The organism is Psychrobacter sp., assembly GCF_041554015.1.
Lineage (GTDB): Bacteria > Pseudomonadota > Gammaproteobacteria > Pseudomonadales > Moraxellaceae > Psychrobacter.
Genome location: NZ_JBFFMS010000046.1, coordinates 1 through 16,802, shown reverse-complemented (window position 1 = coordinate 16,802; position 16,802 = coordinate 1). Strand labels below are relative to the sequence as shown.

The following is a 16,802-nucleotide window of genomic DNA, read 5'->3' as shown; positions in this document are numbered from 1 at the left end:
TAACTTATTAACTTATTAACTAATTAACTCATTAACTGATTAACTGATTAACTGATTAACTGATTAACTGATTAACTGATTAACTGATTAACTGATTAACTGATTAACTGATTAACTGATTAACTGATTAACGAAGAATATATTAATGGTTTTTAGCCTAAATGCTTTAATGAGAATAACTCATGCCGACCATCGCTTTAGATTCTGACCTGATTACTACATTTGACCCGCGCTCACTGATTTATCTGTTTGATATGATTGGCATCGTCGCTTGTAGTATTTCAGGAGCGATATTGGCTAAGCACAAAAACTTTGACGTATTTGGCTGCTTACTGGTATCGATTGTGACGGCCATCGGCGGCGGTACGGTACGCGATGTGATTTTGGATCGTCATCCCCTATTTTGGATGGTGGATATGAGTTATCTGACGGTTATCACCATCTCTTCACTGGTGATGCAGATATTTTTTCATCCTAATTCTCGACACGTTGATACCTTTCTTAAACTCTCGGACACCATTGGTCTATCGGCCTTTACCTTAATCGGTATCAAAGTAGCTGATAGCATGGGGGCAAATATGCCGGTGGCATTATTACTTGGGGTTATCACAATTATTGTCGGCGGTATCATCCGCGATATGATTTGCAATGAGATTCCACTGGTACTACAGCAAGAGATTTATATCACCGCTGCTTTAACAGGTGGCGTCCTTTATTTTGCGCTGGACCATATTGGCGTCACCACTTGGATTGCTGATATAACGGCTATGGCGACGATTTTTACCTTACGCATGCTTGCCATTCGTTATGACTGGCAGTTTCCATCCATTGAATGGAAATATTAAGAAGTGGCTGTTAACGCTTAGCAGCTATACATTAACATCGTTACGGTCAGTAGTCTTAAGCTAAACTGCTAGCTGCATCTACCCTACCTTTTACCAGTGCCAAATCTTTTATCATCAGCTGCAAGCTTTGTTTGCCATTCCACTCATTGATGTCAAGCTCAAACAATATATGCACTTTTTCGGCGCGGTAATCCCAAGTACTGCTATCAAAATTGAATTGAATGGCTTCGATCGGATACTTTACATCAGGATAGCGTAGCGACAGTTTAAGATGCTTGTCCTTTAATATCTTAAAGTTTAATACTTCAAATACCCCATCAAATATCGGTGGTGCAAACCCATGCCCCCAGATATTAGATTCGGCAAGATGCTCAGCAAACCATAAGCTAAAATCACTAGCTTGTAATGTACCATCGGTAAATTTTTGCTCAGCGAATACCTCAGCATCCATCTGTGCCAGCACCGCGTTAAATGCAGCCACAAAGGCGTCAAAGTTACGACGTTTGATGGTTAAACCTGCCGCCATGGCATGACCGCCAAAATGGCTGATTAAATCAGGATGGCTCTCGGCAACTTGTTCAATAGCATCCCGAATATGCACGCCAGCTATAGAACGTGCTGAACCTTTGATAGCATCATCATCGCCGGTACGTTCAGTATCTGCGGGCGCAAAGACAATGCTCGGCAGATAATGGCTTTCTTTTAGCCGCCCTGCGACGATACCGATGACGCCTTGATGCCAATCATCTTGATACAACACAATACTGCGGCTATTGGTGCTCTTTTTCTCAAGCTTATGCTGAACGATAATATCACCGCTTTCTTCAGCATCAGCGTCAATAGCTGTATCAGCCGCTAATGCTTGGACGATATTATCGGCTTGCGCTCGCATCTCGCCCTCTACTTGGCGACGCGTACGGTTAAGCTGCTCAAGCTCCTGTGCCAATCGCTGCGCCGTTGCCCAATCATCTGCTAATAAGCATTCAATACCGATGCGCATATTATCCATACGACCAGCAGCATTGATACGCGGACCTAAGACAAAACCAAAGTCTTGCGCCTGTAATTTCTTGGGATCGCGACCCGCTTGCTCAAGTAATGCTAGTATGCCAAGACAGCCGCGTCCTTGACGAATAGCATTTAGGCCATGATGGACCAAAATACGATTATTTTTATCAAGCACACCAACATCAGCAATCGTACCAAGCGCCACCAAATCTAAATATTGGCTGACTTGTACAGTGGATTTGCCAGCATCACGGCGCAGTTTTGCCAGTCGCCCGAGTACGTAAAACGCTACCCCGACGCCTACTAAAGCTTTACTCGCAAAAGTGCAGTCAAGCTGGTTGGGATTGACGACCGCTTCAGCAGGCGGTGTCTCTTTAGTCGTCAGATGATGGTCAGTAATAATGACAGTGATACCATCAGCCTGAGCGCGCGCCACACCTTCATGGCTTGATATACCATTATCTACTGTGACAATCATTTGCGGTTGGTAGGTTTTAATACCCAATTCGACAATCTCTGGCGTCAAACCATAGCCATATTTAAAACGATCAGGCACCAAGAAATCAACCTTTGCCCCCATGGCAGTCAGTGCGCGCATCATAAGCGCTGTACTGGTTGCGCCATCACAGTCAAAGTCTCCAACAATCAAAATACGCTGACCGTTATCTATGGCGCTATCTAATAGATTTACCGCTGCAATAATACCTTTTAGCTGCTCCGCAGGTAGCAGGCCAGCGAGCTGAGTGTCAAGCTCATCTGGCTGCACGATACCGCGACCGGCATACAGACGAGCAAGGGTAAATGAGTGGGCGGCAAGTGGTTGCAACGCGGCGGGCAACTCGTCAAGGCGAGTACTGGTATTACGGGTAGTTAAATTTAGCATAGACGTATTCTACTGGCTTTAGCAAGCGCTCACAATATCAATTTAGAGGTAATGTTTGGCATGTCGGTGCAAGGTTAGAGATTGCTTATACCTTTATCATCACGTAATTTATGTTGTACTTAGTATGAACCTAGACTATGTGTATTTTTGAATCTCATTTTTTACATTCGCCATCATTTACAAAAACGGTGCAGATTACCCCTATTTTTCAGCATTTTGCTACAAAGCAGCGATTGTATGGTATTTATAAATACATAAAATGGTAGGCATCTTGTAAATCGCGCAGATGCTTTTTAACTAGGCAGTATTTGCTTATTGATTGTTTCTTTTTTCATTATTTTAAGGATATTCTATGAAAACCACCCCTTTAGCTGAAAAATTACCGAATACCATTGATCCAAGTCTAGACCTTGAACAAGTAAAAAAAGAATGTCTGGCAATGGTCAAAAGACGCGCTAGAGTTTCTGCTGGTGTTGCTATCGTTCCGGTGCCATTTTTTGATGTGGCAGTCGATGCTAGTATGCTGACTATGCTGCTACCTGAGATTAGTGAGCGCTTTGGTTTACTTGAAGATCGTCAAGCAGCGGTAGACTTGGAGTCACGCGCTATTCACTGGAGCGCGCTAAAAGACCGTACTGTTGACTTTGCAGGCTTGATGGCAACCCGTGGTATCGTTAAAAAGACTGTTCAGGGCTTTGGTGGTCGTATCGCTGCCAAGCAAGTCACTAAGTTTATTCCACTGGGTGGTCAACTGGTCGCGGGCACCATGGGCTATATGATTTTCAAGAAAATCGCGACTGACCACATCAATGAGTGCTATAACTTAGCCAAAGATATCCAGCAAAAGCAGCATGGTAAAAATGTCTAAAGTGCTATTTTAGATAAGGGCATGCTTCTTACTGATAAAAAAGCTCTGTTCATAACAGGGCTTTTTTATTGAGAATACCTTGCTTGGTTAATCAAACGTTTGTCCGTCATACCATTCTTATGGTATAACCTATCTTTGATGCTAGACATTGTTCAACACATCGTTCAACATTACTAAAATAAGTAGGGATCTATGATTACGGTTGAAGGACTCACCGCTAAGATAAAACAGCGCATAGACTTGTATCTTACTAATGACTATCCGCTCCATAAAAGAGCGGTTGCTAGTTACGACTTAGTAGACAGCTGTCATCATATATTAGCGGAAGATATTGTCGCGCCTTTTTCTATACCAAGACAAAACCTGTCTGCGATGGATGGCTATGCGATTGCTCAAGGTAGCGCGCTTGCAGCAGATACGGTCATTGACATCATTGGTGAATCGCAAGCTGGCAGCCCTTATAATGGTGATGTCCAATCAGGTCAAGGGGTGCGTATCTTTACTGGTGCAGTCGTACCTGATGATTGTGATACCGTTATCATGCAAGAAAACACCAACTTTGCCGCCATAAAAGACAGCATTGATAAATCAAAGCCATACTCAATCACCCTTAGCCAAACAGCTCAGTCTGATGACCATATCCGCAAACAAGGCGAAGAAATTGCAGCGGGAGAAACTGTTTTATCTAAAGGTAAACGGCTGAATCCTGCTGATATCAGCTTACTGGCAAATTTGGGGCTAGATAAAGTTACCGTCTACCAACCTTTAATCGTTGGTGTGCTCGCAACAGGCGATGAGCTAGTAGCGATTGGTCAAGAGCTGACAAGCTTGGCGCAAATATATAACTCTAATACCCCCACTCTTAAAAGCCTACTCCTTGATTTACCACTAGTTATTCAAGATTATGGCATTATCCCTGATGATTTAGAAAAGACTACCACTGCTGTCACCAAGGCCATGCAAGCGTGTGACGTGCTGGTCTCTACCGCTGGTGTATCCGTTGGTGATTATGATTTTTTGACCACCGTCATTGAGCAATTGGGCAAAATTAATCACTATAAAGTTGCCATGAAACCTGGTAAGCCGTTTGTCTTTGGTGAGCTAACTAACGAGCTTGCCAAGCCTGTACTGTATTTTGGTTTACCAGGCAATCCATTATCAACCATCGTTGGTACACTGCAGTTTGTGATACCGGCTTTGTGGCAGATGGCAGGAGCGTCTCATGCAGAACAACCTCTGCAATTGACCGTCATAGCAACCCTTAAAAACGATGTTAAAAAATCAGCGGGTCGTAAAGATTTTCAAAGAGGCATTTTAACCCAAGATCAATCAGGCAACTTTCAAGTTGAAAGCCTTAGCAAACAACAATCACACCGTATTAAACAGCTAAGCCATGCCAACTGCTTTATTATATTGGCACAAGATTCTGGAAATGTCGGCGCAGGCGAAGCCGTACAAGTACAGCCTTTTCCTTGGATATAGTGCATGCCGCTCAAAGATGCTACAGTGGATAAACCTTTAGGCTATAGACGGTCTGAGATTTAACACTTATCATTTAACTGCGGCTCTGATACTAGCCATTAATTAAATAACGGTTATTTGTTGCTTGGTATTGGTTATTGGTTATTGATAGGCGCGCTGTCGTATTTATACTTGAATAGTCTATTTCACTCACAACCTGAGGCAACGCTTAAAAGTACACACTATATTTTATATTAATGGTAATCATCTATGAACCATCTTACCCCCACCGTAGGACATGCTCAATTATATTCGCCTACTGCTGCATCTGATTTTTTTGATGATCATTTATCATCAGAATTAAAGGTCTTGTCTACTGACTCTGCAACCAGCCTGCCTCAGCCCTTAACCGATGGCTTTGCCCGACGCCTAACCTATCTGCGTTTATCGATTACTGATTTCTGTAATTTTCGCTGTGAATATTGCTTACCAAATGGCTATCAAGGTAAACCACCACAAGATGAGCTGAGTGTCGCTGAAATTGCGACGTTAATCCGTGCTTTTGCCCAAGTAGGCACCAAAAAAGTCAGGATTACAGGCGGTGAGCCTTCTATACGCCGTGACCTTGTCAAGATTATCAAAACGGTTAAAAACATCGAAGGGATTGAAACCGTTGCTATGACCAGCAATGGGTACAAACTTGGTAAGCATTTGGCAGATTGGCAGGCAGCAGGGCTTAATCAGTTGAATATCAGTATGGACAGCTTTGATGCTGCTACTTTTCATAAGATGACTGGCTTCGATATGTTACCGCAGCTCTTGGCTGATATGGATACTCTGCTGGCAACCACTAATATTAAGCTTAAGATAAACAGCATTTTGATGGCAGAAACCGCCTTTGAAAATTTGATGAATGCTATTGATTACATCAAAGACAGAGCCGTCACTTATCGTTTTATTGAATTTATGCAGACCAGTGACAACAGCGACTTATTTTTTGCTCAGCACGCGCAAACCGACATCATCACCGGTTATCTGCTAGAAAACGGCTGGCAAACTCATGAACGCGGCAGTAATGACGGTCCAGCGATTGAGTACAGTCATCCTGATTATAAAGGGCGTATCGGACTGATTGCCCCATATGCAGCCCATTTTTGTGACAGCTGTAATCGCCTGCGGGTTAGCAGTCAAGGCAAGGTACATCTGTGCCTATTTGATCAAGGCAATTACGATATTCGTGCACATTTGCAGCAAGAGGATGTTGCAGGATTGGTCCGTACTTTACACAGCTTTATGCCGATTAAGCCTGAGCATCATCACCTTCATGACTCGAACAGTGGCATAATGGCTAACTTGTCGATGATTGGTGGTTAGCGCTGTTAGTAAATGAGTACTAATTTTAAAGTGACACATTATATTTCTTAAGGAATACTTATGAGCAAGCTGCAAGCACCTTTTACCCCACTTAATCTTGCGATCTTAACTGTATCTGATAGTCGCACGATGGCAGAAGACAGCTCAGGACAATATCTGGTCGATCAATTAACCGCAGCTGGGCATCAGCTTGCCGATCGTCAACTGATCACCGACGATATCTATAAGATTAGAGCCGTTGTCAGCGGCTGGATTGCGGACCCAAATATTCATGCGGTGATTACCACTGGCGGTACGGGATTCTATATTAGAGACAGTATTCCAGAGGCTGTTAGTGTGTTGTTTGACAAGTCAGTCGACGGTTTTGGCGAGATGTTTCGCTTAATCTCAAGAGAGGACATCGGCATGTCTACCATACAATCTCGTGCGGTAGCTGGCATAGCAAATGGCACTGGCATTTTTTGTTTGCCAGGCTCATCGGGTGCTTGCCGTACTGCTTGGGAGGGCATCTTACAAGAGCAGCTCGACAGTCGTACGCGTCCGTGTAACTTCGTTCCGCACTTTATGCATACCAATCCAGGCCATGAGTCATAAATGTCGGCTATGCCAAGCTCTTTAGAAGATAGCAAGGATTCAAATCATTTGGCAGGCATTGTTATCTTAGCAGGCGGCGCATCCACACGTATGGGTTCGCCTAAAGCGGAGCTTGTCTTACCGACCAGTGAGCGCTTGCTTGATTATCACGTTAGACAGGCGCTGAGCTTAAGCGCAGAAATCATGCACAACGTGCCGATCATGATTGCAGATAATGGTCATGGTTTTGATATCGATCCAGATTTAAGGGCCAACAATCCGCAAGTGCCACTCATTCATATCACTGATTATCTTGCGGCTGACGATGTTGCTGATCATAATCATAAACAGCTCAAAACGGGCGGCGCATTGGTCGCTATTGAGGCAGCATTACAGTATTTGATTGGTTCAACGACATCAGCCACTATGTCAAATGCGCCCAGCTCTTGGCTGATGGTTATCAGCTGTGATAGCTTGATTGCTGCAAGCGAGTTATGGAAAAAGCTGCAATCTTATATAGTGCAACCTGTAGATAAATCGGTTATTTGTCTCGCCGATGAGCATCATCTATATCCATTGTTAGCTATTTATCGCTTAAGTATTGAGCCGGCTTTAAAGGCTTATATCGACGATGGACAGCGCCAAGTGATGAGATTTATTCAGCCCATTGTGCAGCCTGTAGCGTTTTTGGATGACTGGCAATCTTTAACCAATTTTAATACGCCCAAAGAGTTTGAGCGCGCCTGTATCGCCTTACACCTTCTACAATAAGATTTACTGAGCAAACCTATTTAAGAGAAAACAGAAATGAATACCAGCAGTCAAAAAATCATACATACTGCCTTGTCACATTTAGACAGCGATGGCGATATCACCATGGTCGATGTGAGTGGCAAAATAGCGACCACAAGAGAGGCATGTGCGCAGGGACAAGTGATCTTTCCTGCAGTCATTTATGAGCAAATCAAAGCTGCTGATGGCATGACAAAAAAAGGCAGCATCACCCAGACTGCCCATATCGCAGGTATCATGGCGGCAAAACGCACCCATGATCTGATTCCACTTTGTCATCCTCTACCCTTAGATAAGATTGGTTTAACTTTTGCATACGATGATAACCAAAACAGCATCACTGTCACCGCCACTGTTAAAGTTACGCATAAGACCGGCGTAGAAATGGAAGCATTGACAGCTGTCAGTATCGCTTGCCTAACTATCTATGATATGACCAAAGCCATCTCTCACGACATCATCATCAATAACGTGCATCTGATGAATAAGATGGGCGGCAAATCTGACTATCAACATGCATAAATACACAGTAGCGATATAGATACGATAGATGTAGAGCTTGGCAATGAATAAATAATGGAGATATTTATGAGCAATTTAGTAGAAAACACGACCGATAACAATACGACGATGGATATCACCGTTTTGTACTTTGCCAGCTTAGCCGATGAAGCCGGATGCCATGAAGAAACCGTAAGCGTGCCACAGTCTACGTCATTGACCGAGCTGTACAAGCAGCTACACCAAAAGCATCGCTTTAGCCGTCCACAGTCAGAGCTACGTGTGGCAGTAAACGATTACTTTGCCAAGTGGACAGATAAGATTCATCATGGCGATAGCGTGGTTTTTATTACTCCAGTAGCAGGCGGTTAATAGTATTTAGACGCTTATTTGTAGCGCCAAAAATTTTAAGAATCACAAATAGAGACAATATATGGCAGACCACGTACATGGACAGTCGATGAGCATTAAGCGTAGCATCGATGAGGCTTATCTTATTGCGGAGCGCGATGGCTTTGCGCTACTAGACTCAGACATCGATGAAAATCGTCTTAAAAGCACGCTTGATGATGACAGCTGCGGCGCTTTTGTATGCTTTGAAGGCCGTGTACGTAATCACAATAATGCCAGTAGCGTCAACCGCTTGACCTACTATGGCTACGAAGAACTTGCACTCAACCAAGGGCGCGCCATTATCAAAGAAGCCAAAAAGCGTTTTGAGATTACTCACGCTATCGCCATTCATCGTATCGGGGCGTTAGAGATTGGCGATGTGGCGGTTTGGGTTGGGGTGGTTTCGTCCCATCGTTATCCTGCTTTTGATGCCTGTCGCTGGATATTGGATACGATAAAGGCGGACATTCCTATCTGGAAGCAAGAATACTATCAAGATGACTCTTCAAAATGGCTGAGCAATAATGGGTAAAAATATAACAATAGCAGCACTGAGCTTAACCGTTATGCTCACAGCTTGTAGCAAAGAGAAAGTTACTGACTTGCCAGCTGAGACCGACAGTACCACTGCGCCAAAGCCAATCCTGCGTATCGCTGCCGCAGCCAATTTATCGGATGTATTACCTGCAATGATAGAGGGCTATAAAGCGGATAGAAATCTGCCCGACCAAGAGATTGAAGTTACTTTTGCGTCATCAGGTAAGCTCTACTCTCAAATAACTTCAGGGGCACCGTACGATATCTTTTTAGCCGCCAATCAAGCCTTCCCAGCGCAGTTGGTCGATGAGGGGTTAAAAGATGGCACTAGCCGTACGCCCTTTACTTATACTCAAGGGCAGTTGTCGCTCTATAGTGCCACCAAATCTCTTGCTGGGCTGAATCAAACTACTTTAACAAATCTGTTTAAAAGCGATGATAAAGTCAAAATGACCATTGCCAATCCTGAGCTTGCCCCATATGGTGAATCAGCCAAAGTCTACTTAGAATCCCAACAGCTCTATGAGGATTTGATAGCAAAAAAACGCATCATTCAGGCAGAAAATATCGGACAGGCGTTCCAATATGCCCATACGGGTAGTGTCGATTATGGCTTTGTGGCGCACTCACAAGTCATAGCAATAAAAGCTGCGCCTGAGCATTTTTATCTTTTACCACCAGCGTCTTATCCTGCTATCTTGCAAGATGGTATTATTATCAATGATATCGCGATGGCGGTAGACTTTACTGATTATCTACGGTCTCCTGCAGGACAAGCTTACTTCTCTAAAGCAGGCTATTTGGCCATTAAATAACTGCTTTGCAGGATGATCTTTATAAAATTTTTACTACTCGCTCTTTGCTTTATGAAGAAAGGCGTGCTTACAGTCAGCTAAAGCGAGCGCTGTAAACACGCCTTTATATTATGATATTAAGCAGTTTAAATGCCATAGCACCATGACTAACCTCTATAAATATATCCTGTAAGTAAGCCACTGAAGAAAAGGTAGATGATAACAACGCCATGATGTCTCAGTCTCTCATTTTAGATATGCTGCTTCCTGTGTGGGTGAGCATCAAGCTTGCTGGTGTCACGACCCTATGCTTGCTGGTACTTGCAACCCCGTTAGCCTATTGGCTAGCAAAGCCGAGCCGTGGTCGTATTATGGGGCGTATCAAAATCATGCTCATGGGGGTGATTGCGATGCCGCTGGTCTTGCCGCCTACTGTGATTGGTTTTTATTTATTATTGCTGTTGAGCCCCAATTTTGGTATTGGTAAGTGGCTGTTGCAATACAATATCAATGCCTTTGTCTTTACCTTTGAAGGGCTGGTGATTGGCTCTATTATTTACTCCTTGCCTTTTTTTGTACAGCCTGTCTACGCGCAATTTTTACGTATCCCAGCCAGTGTCATGGAGGTTGCAAGCCTACTAGAACCCAGTCGTTTTAGGCGCTTTATACGAGTCGCTTTACCGCAAGCTCGTATTGGCATTATCCTTGGTAGCTTGATCAGCTTTGCGCATACCATTGGCGAGTTTGGCGTGGTACTGATGATTGGTGGCAGTATTTCGGGGGAGACCAAAGTAGTCTCTATCGCTATCTATGAGCAGGTAGAAGCCTTAAATTACGATGGCGCGCATCTGATGTCTGCTATTCTTATCATAATGGGCATGGGCATGGTGGCGCTTATTGCAAGTGTCAGTCGACTCTATCAGCGCCTATAAGCGTAGGCGTTAGATTCACACTTCTTTTAGCGCTCTGCACTGTCTTACACACCTGTTATACGCTTATTTTATTCATATTCACAAAAAGCCCTCATTTAACCAAGGTTAACATGAGGGTTTTTGTCAATATCTAAAAATGCATGGCTGTTTAAAAATGAAATTTTACCAAAGCGCTTGCGGCATTTTGGTCTACGCCATCGACACCATATTTATTTTTCCAGTAGCTATATTCCATACCGACTTCTAAGCGGTTATCAATACCGAGCACTTCTTGCAAATTGTATTTTAGTTGCGGATTGATATGCAGCTGATTTTTTGCATCGTCATTATTAAACGAATAATCCACATAGCCATCTACGACAAAGTTATTTTTCTCCCAGCCATAGGTGAGCGTAACCTGCTGATCGTCATCGGTATTTTCATTAAATGCATGGTATATAGAAGCCGACGCATATTTCATACCGGGTATAGGTATGTTTAAATCGGCACCGACACCCACTAAGTAGTTGTCTTGACTAAAGCCATTACTGTTTGAACCAAACTCGTACTGACCCGCTAAGTTAACTTGCTTGATAAAACTATTATCATATGTGGCAAGCTTCAGCTTGGGCGCAAGCTCACCATAGGTTTCTTTAAACTCTTTACCAGCCGTATCTTCTTTACCTTGATGGCGATCGACAAAGAAGAATACCCCGCCCCAATTATGACTCGAGGCATGCTCTAAAGTAACGGTGGTTAAGGTTTCTTGAGGTACTAGCTCATAATCGGTACCGTACAGTGCTGAGATACTGGTATCCGTGAAAAGGACTTTTGCTTGAGCGCTGCTTATAGCACCAAAAGCTGCCATGGCAACAAGCACACAAGTAAGGGGTTTAGTGATGAGTGGTAGGTTTATAGATAAATGATCACGCACAGTAGTATTCCTTTATTTACAGTCGTTGATGCCTAGCAGCATTGCACCATGATTATCACAGTTATGTTGTCATGGTCGTAAACGGGGTTTAACTTCCTGTTAAAACGCACCCGTACTGCTAGAGGGGAAAAGGCTATCGGCTTTTAGTAAAAAAGCGTTATCAAAACCAACATCAATGCTGCTAAAACCATAAAAAAAACTTGATAGCTTATGTTGACAGTCTCGTTTTTGGCAGCAATTGTTAACACTTTGAAACAGTTAAGCATGTTTCATGAAGGCTGACAACTGCCTTTTAAGATCAAAAATCGGTAAAAAACCTACTGTAAGTTGTTGATATCAGCTAAGTTTATGATTTCATTAAATTAACTGACCAAATGGTCAAGAATATTAATTTTGTAAAGGAGACAGAAATATCATTATTTTCAGAAATAAACTGCTAATAAAATGTCTGGAAAATCTTCAAGCATAAAAAAACCTCAAACACTTTAATGTTTGAGGCTGACACTTAAAAAGCTAACTAGGTTTGAAATATGGCGCAGCGGACAGGACTCATATTACCGATATGCTATATAGTCAATTCTCAATAAACCCAATACGTTATATTGCAACGCGGAGCTGGTATAAATTTTTCTGACGTGCTGCACCTATATCGATAGAGTTGGCGTAAAATTCATCCTAGTCCCACCTTATCGTTTTAATACTGCATTCACTTTACTATTCCCACTACAGCAAATGAATGGTGCATGAGGCTGTTTGGCTTGCCCTATGTTATCTAATAAGGCGCCAGCCTCTGAACTTGGCAAAGAAACCCTTAAGTCTGTCAGAAAAATTCAAAGCCTCCGATTCTGTTACTTCCTCAACATGATGGCGCGCCGCCAGTATCGGCTGCTGCACCAATCTTTCGTGATGATCAAAAGCACGATCAAGACTGATACTCATGATAGAGAAGTTGGTCGGCCGTGGTAGACAGCGATATACTTGACCTTTATTAATTAAATCAATAACCATATGGGCATCTTTGAATTCAGTCAACATAAGAACCATCAGATCTGGCTGAATGTTTTTTAAGGCATAAACGATGGGGGTGATATTCTCTTTATTGAGTGTCGAATCGGTAATCGTGACGCCAAAGCGTTTTTTTTGTAATAACTTGGCTGCCTGTTCAAGGTTACTGGCCCAGCTCACAGTATAAGCGCTCTTAACATGACTTTTTATTTGCTGATAGACGCTCTCATCGTCATCTAATACCAATATATTACGATTGCTGCCTGTGCGTCCACCAACGCAGTGCTGAGCATCATTGCCTTGCATAGTGTTTTGAATGATTTCTTGGGTTTGCTGAGCAATTTCTGTGGCTTTATTGACGATTTGTTTAAGCTCATCATTCTGCCATGGCTTTGTAATATAACGATAAATTTCGCCCTCATTCACAGAGTCAATCACTGCATTCAAATCTGCATAACCGGTCAGCAAAATACGCAGTGTATTTGGTGAAGCCGCTTTGATATCACGTAACACTTCTGTACCTTGCTTGTCTGGCATACGTTGGTCGCTGATGACCACTTGGACATCATGCTCGCTGACATATTTCATCAATTCACTAGCATCAGTGGTGGTAAATACATCATGTGACTGGCGAAAATGCATTTTTAAACTGCGTAAAATACGTGGCTCATCATCGATAAAAGCGATTTTTGGTTTTTGCATGACGCTCTCTTTAAATAAGTGATTGGAAATCTCTCAACTTTCAAATAAGGCTTGTGAAGGTTTAGGTTCGTGAGCACTAGACTGTATTGGCAACTTAATAGTAAAGGTCGTACCTGTGCCAACGATTGAGCTAACCTCGATGTGTCCACCGTGTTGCTCGATGATTTGTGCCGTAATGGCCAACCCTAACCCTGTGCCATCGCCTGCTTTTTTGGTGGTAAAAAACGGCTCAAAAATCTTCACCAGCGTATTTTCTTGGATACCGATACCATTGTCTTTGACACTGACGACAATGTGCTGCTGCGCCTTATCGATAGATGAGCTCACTTGCAATGTCCCTTTATGATCAATCGGCATGGCTTGGGCGGCATTATTAAAGAGGTTTAATAATACTTGGTTGATCTGTGAAGGATTGCATTGAATCGGCGGCAACTCGGCTAGATTGGTTTTGACGTCTAGAGTTTTTAAATTATTGCGCGCCATAATCAATGAGGTATTGATGCAATCATTGATATCGACATCCTTTACCTTAGATTCATCAATGCGAGAAAAGTCACGCAAGCTGACGACCAGCTCTGCAATCTGATCGACGCCGTAAAGTCCATCTTTAATCAAATCTGCCAAATCTTCACTTACTTCATCTTCTTTAATCTCATCGCAGCATTGTAAGGTTTGCTCTATCAGTTGCTCGACTTGTTCTTGATTAGTAGTTGGCGCTTTTAAGGCCTGCAATAATTGGTCGGTATGCTGTAGCAACTCATCAAAATGCATGAGATTATCGCCAACCAATTCCATGTTACTTCGCACATAGCCTAATGGCGTGTTGACCTCATGCGCTACGCCTGCCACCATTTGACCCAATGTAGCCATTTTTTCGGAGCGTACCAGATGCACTTGTGAGGCTTTTAACTCATCCATGGCTTGCTGTAAGTCTTGCGTGCGGGCGGCGACTTGTTTTTCTAGATGCACATTGATTTCGGCAAGTGCGCCTTCATTCTCGACAACGCGGTCAATCAATTGATTGGTCTGCTCACTAATGATTTGAATCTCGCTGACATTTGAATAAGGCAGTTTGTGTGCACTTAATTGTTGATATTTTTTTTGTTCAATGAGCATCCCCATATCAGCCACTGACTGTGCCATCTGCTTTAGCGGCCGCGTAAAGTAGCGACGAAACACCCAGGCGGTTAATAATAAGATAGGAATAAAGCCCAATAGCATGGCTTGAATGAGTTTATTAGACAGGGCATTTGCCACGCTCATCAGGTCATTATCAGGCTTGACGATAACCATCTTCCAATATGTAAATGGCATGCGAAATACGAAGGCGGTGGCGGGCTGCTGCAACACAAAGTCATTGGGTACAGCGATGGTATCGACCAAATGACTGTCTACCAAGTTAAACGTTTGATCGATATTTAACAGCAATAATGCTGAGAGTAATTTGGACTCTTGCTCGCTGATTTTATTCAGATTGGTCGTGCTTAGAATACTACGTGCAGCGAGCGTATAGCGGCTTTCATCTTTGGCCACTGCCTCATCGATCAGTGTTTGATTGATATTATCTAGACTGTCCGCAATAGGGGCAAAGCTAGGGTTACTTGCAGCCAACTGACTTGTCGTTATGACCTCGTCCTGACCGCTATCTTTAGTGGCGCGCATGACCATCGACTGATCGGGAAAGGTCAAAAAACGATTGTCGAGGTCTACCAAAAAAACATAACCGCCAAGCTTATCTTGCCACTTTTTCATCGCCTCGCCGAGATTATCGAGTAACAGATTAAAACTCACCACCCCATCAAAAGCCTGATTGCGACTGTCGTACAAAGCCTTGGCACACGTCATCATCGGTTGATTGCTCACCGGATCGACATAAGCACGGCTCCAGACACAGTGGTCATGACGCGCGTACATCGCAGGAATGTACCACCAATCACGATAATAGGGATTTGGGGTTTGGCGCGCTTGATTATAACCCTCTAATGGCTGCATACTGCCTGACTCATCACGCGCCCATACAAACGACTGGCGCTCTCGGCCCTGAGCGTACATATTTGGGTCAAACCATACACCGCCACCTACAATGCGTTGATCTGTTTGCTGCATGAGATTGCCAAAGGTTTCTTTATACAGGGCATCTTGTTTTGGTAAGCCGCCCGCCATCGTACTGGTCGCTTTCGCCAGTCCATCGACATGATTGATACTCGCCATGATACTATTAATGGCTTCATTACCCGTTTCAACCACTGTCTCTGAGGTCATCTCCAGTATGCGCGGCTTAGCTTGGGTTTCGATGACCCAATACACCATTAAAATAATCAGTGAAAAAGCCAATGTTAAAATAATCAATATACGGGTGGAAATACTAGCAAACCGACCAACAACCTTCATAAACATACCTGATATCTATGCGCTAACTATCATCGATAAGTCAGTGATTGACTAAAGACATGAGTATGACGCAACCGCTATTTATAGTGAGCTCAAGAATACGATGCCGTTATGACAATACGATGACAATAATCGTGTTTTACCGTATGTTTGGTATTGTCCGGTTATATGCAGAAGTTATATGAGCTTCTCATTACTTATTTCTGCGAGTTTTTTAGGATAAACGACACTTCTTTTATTGCGAGCATAAGTCAGGTTCAACTGCCCAGCAATTATCGGAGACTGACTATTTTAAGAGAATACGACAATAAAAAGACGAACCTATAATGAATCGAGTATTAGGACAATACAGCAGGACTGAAATAAATTTTACGCAGCCGCTGTTGGCGTAGACGCAGCAAGCCAGAAAAATTTATACCAGTTTCGCGTTACAATATAACGATTGGGTTTATTGAGAATCAACTTTTAACAATCTTGGTCACAAAATGGTCACTGTTTGGTCATTTAGACTCTAGACCGCCAACTTTATCAAGCGGGTTTATCTATTGATAAATCTCTATTGGATGCGATAAGAAAGAGTCAGTTACTTCTGATAGGATACTAGAGAAGAATTAGCTTGGTCTGATAAGTAAAGGCTTGAAGAGGAAATGCGGACACAAAAAAACCTCAAGTATAAATACTTGAGGTTTAAACTTTTGTATTAAAACTAAGTTTTAAATATGGCGCAGCGGACGGGACTCGAACCCGCGACCCCCGGCGTGACAGGCCGGTATTCTAACCAACTGAACTACCGCTGCTTAGGTCGTACTTAGTTTATTTAACCACTTAGC

The 16,802-nt window shown here is 43.1% G+C and carries 15 protein-coding genes and 1 tRNA gene; 11 read left to right on the top strand and 5 right to left on the bottom strand.

Annotation, left to right across the window (positions count from 1 at the left end):
* The first annotated feature begins 182 nt into the window (after positions 1-182).
* On the top strand, positions 183-845 hold the full coding sequence (locus tag ABYU67_RS10770) for a trimeric intracellular cation channel family protein (RefSeq protein ID WP_372845053.1): 663 nt from the start codon (positions 183-185) through the stop codon (positions 843-845).
* 55 nt (positions 846-900) lie between these two features.
* Here ABYU67_RS10770 and recJ read toward each other — a convergent pair whose 3' ends face one another.
* Positions 901-2,736, bottom strand: a complete 1,836-nt coding sequence (recJ, locus tag ABYU67_RS10765; protein WP_372845051.1) for a single-stranded-DNA-specific exonuclease RecJ — start codon at positions 2,734-2,736, stop codon at positions 901-903.
* A gap of 352 nt (positions 2,737-3,088) precedes the next feature.
* Here recJ and ABYU67_RS10760 point away from each other — a divergent pair, with 352 nt between their 5' ends.
* From ABYU67_RS10760 to modB, 10 genes are all read left to right on the top strand, one after another.
* On the top strand, positions 3,089-3,604 hold the full coding sequence (locus tag ABYU67_RS10760; RefSeq protein WP_133105196.1) for a hypothetical protein: 516 nt from the start codon (positions 3,089-3,091) through the stop codon (positions 3,602-3,604).
* Between the two features lie 192 nt (positions 3,605-3,796).
* A complete protein-coding gene (glp, locus tag ABYU67_RS10755) occupies positions 3,797-5,086 on the top strand; it encodes a gephyrin-like molybdotransferase Glp (protein WP_372845049.1) in 1,290 nt (429 codons plus the stop codon).
* A gap of 249 nt (positions 5,087-5,335) precedes the next feature.
* Complete coding sequence (gene moaA / locus ABYU67_RS10750; RefSeq protein ID WP_372845047.1) at positions 5,336-6,439, top strand: GTP 3',8-cyclase MoaA; 1,104 nt, start codon at positions 5,336-5,338, stop codon at positions 6,437-6,439.
* 60 nt (positions 6,440-6,499) lie between these two features.
* Entirely contained in the window at positions 6,500-7,033 is a 534-nt protein-coding gene (gene moaB, locus ABYU67_RS10745; RefSeq protein WP_372845045.1) for a molybdenum cofactor biosynthesis protein B, read from the top strand.
* Positions 7,034-7,783 (top strand): molybdenum cofactor guanylyltransferase, encoded by a 750-nt coding sequence (locus ABYU67_RS10740; RefSeq protein ID WP_372845043.1) that lies wholly within the window; start codon positions 7,034-7,036, stop codon positions 7,781-7,783.
* 36 nt (positions 7,784-7,819) lie between these two features.
* Entirely contained in the window at positions 7,820-8,326 is a 507-nt protein-coding gene (gene moaC, locus ABYU67_RS10735) for a cyclic pyranopterin monophosphate synthase MoaC (RefSeq protein ID WP_372845041.1), read from the top strand.
* A gap of 66 nt (positions 8,327-8,392) precedes the next feature.
* Positions 8,393-8,677 (top strand): MoaD/ThiS family protein, encoded by a 285-nt coding sequence (locus ABYU67_RS10730; RefSeq protein WP_372845039.1) that lies wholly within the window; start codon positions 8,393-8,395, stop codon positions 8,675-8,677.
* 61 nt (positions 8,678-8,738) lie between these two features.
* Entirely contained in the window at positions 8,739-9,230 is a 492-nt protein-coding gene (locus ABYU67_RS10725) for a molybdenum cofactor biosynthesis protein MoaE (protein WP_372845037.1), read from the top strand.
* Positions 9,223-10,050, top strand: a complete 828-nt coding sequence (gene modA, locus ABYU67_RS10720; protein ID WP_372845035.1) for a molybdate ABC transporter substrate-binding protein — start codon at positions 9,223-9,225, stop codon at positions 10,048-10,050. Before ABYU67_RS10725 ends, modA begins: the two co-directional genes overlap by 8 nt.
* Positions 10,051-10,259: 209 nt before the next feature.
* Positions 10,260-10,961, top strand: a complete 702-nt coding sequence (gene modB / locus ABYU67_RS10715) for a molybdate ABC transporter permease subunit (protein WP_372845033.1) — start codon at positions 10,260-10,262, stop codon at positions 10,959-10,961.
* Between the two features lie 148 nt (positions 10,962-11,109).
* Here modB and ABYU67_RS10710 read toward each other — a convergent pair whose 3' ends face one another.
* From ABYU67_RS10710 to ABYU67_RS10695, 4 genes are all read right to left on the bottom strand, one after another.
* Positions 11,110-11,874 carry a DUF5020 family protein gene (locus ABYU67_RS10710; RefSeq protein WP_372845031.1) on the bottom strand — a complete coding sequence of 255 codons (765 nt, stop codon included), beginning with the start codon at positions 11,872-11,874 and terminating at the stop codon, positions 11,110-11,112.
* Between the two features lie 768 nt (positions 11,875-12,642).
* The gene (locus tag ABYU67_RS10705) at positions 12,643-13,581 is read right to left on the bottom strand and encodes a response regulator (protein ID WP_372845029.1); all 939 of its coding nucleotides are present in this window, start codon (positions 13,579-13,581) and stop codon (positions 12,643-12,645) included.
* A gap of 33 nt (positions 13,582-13,614) precedes the next feature.
* On the bottom strand, positions 13,615-15,978 hold the full coding sequence (locus ABYU67_RS10700) for an ATP-binding protein (protein ID WP_372845027.1): 2,364 nt from the start codon (positions 15,976-15,978) through the stop codon (positions 13,615-13,617).
* Between the two features lie 714 nt (positions 15,979-16,692).
* Positions 16,693-16,769 (bottom strand) — tRNA-Asp (locus tag ABYU67_RS10695).
* Positions 16,770-16,802 lie beyond the last annotated feature (33 nt).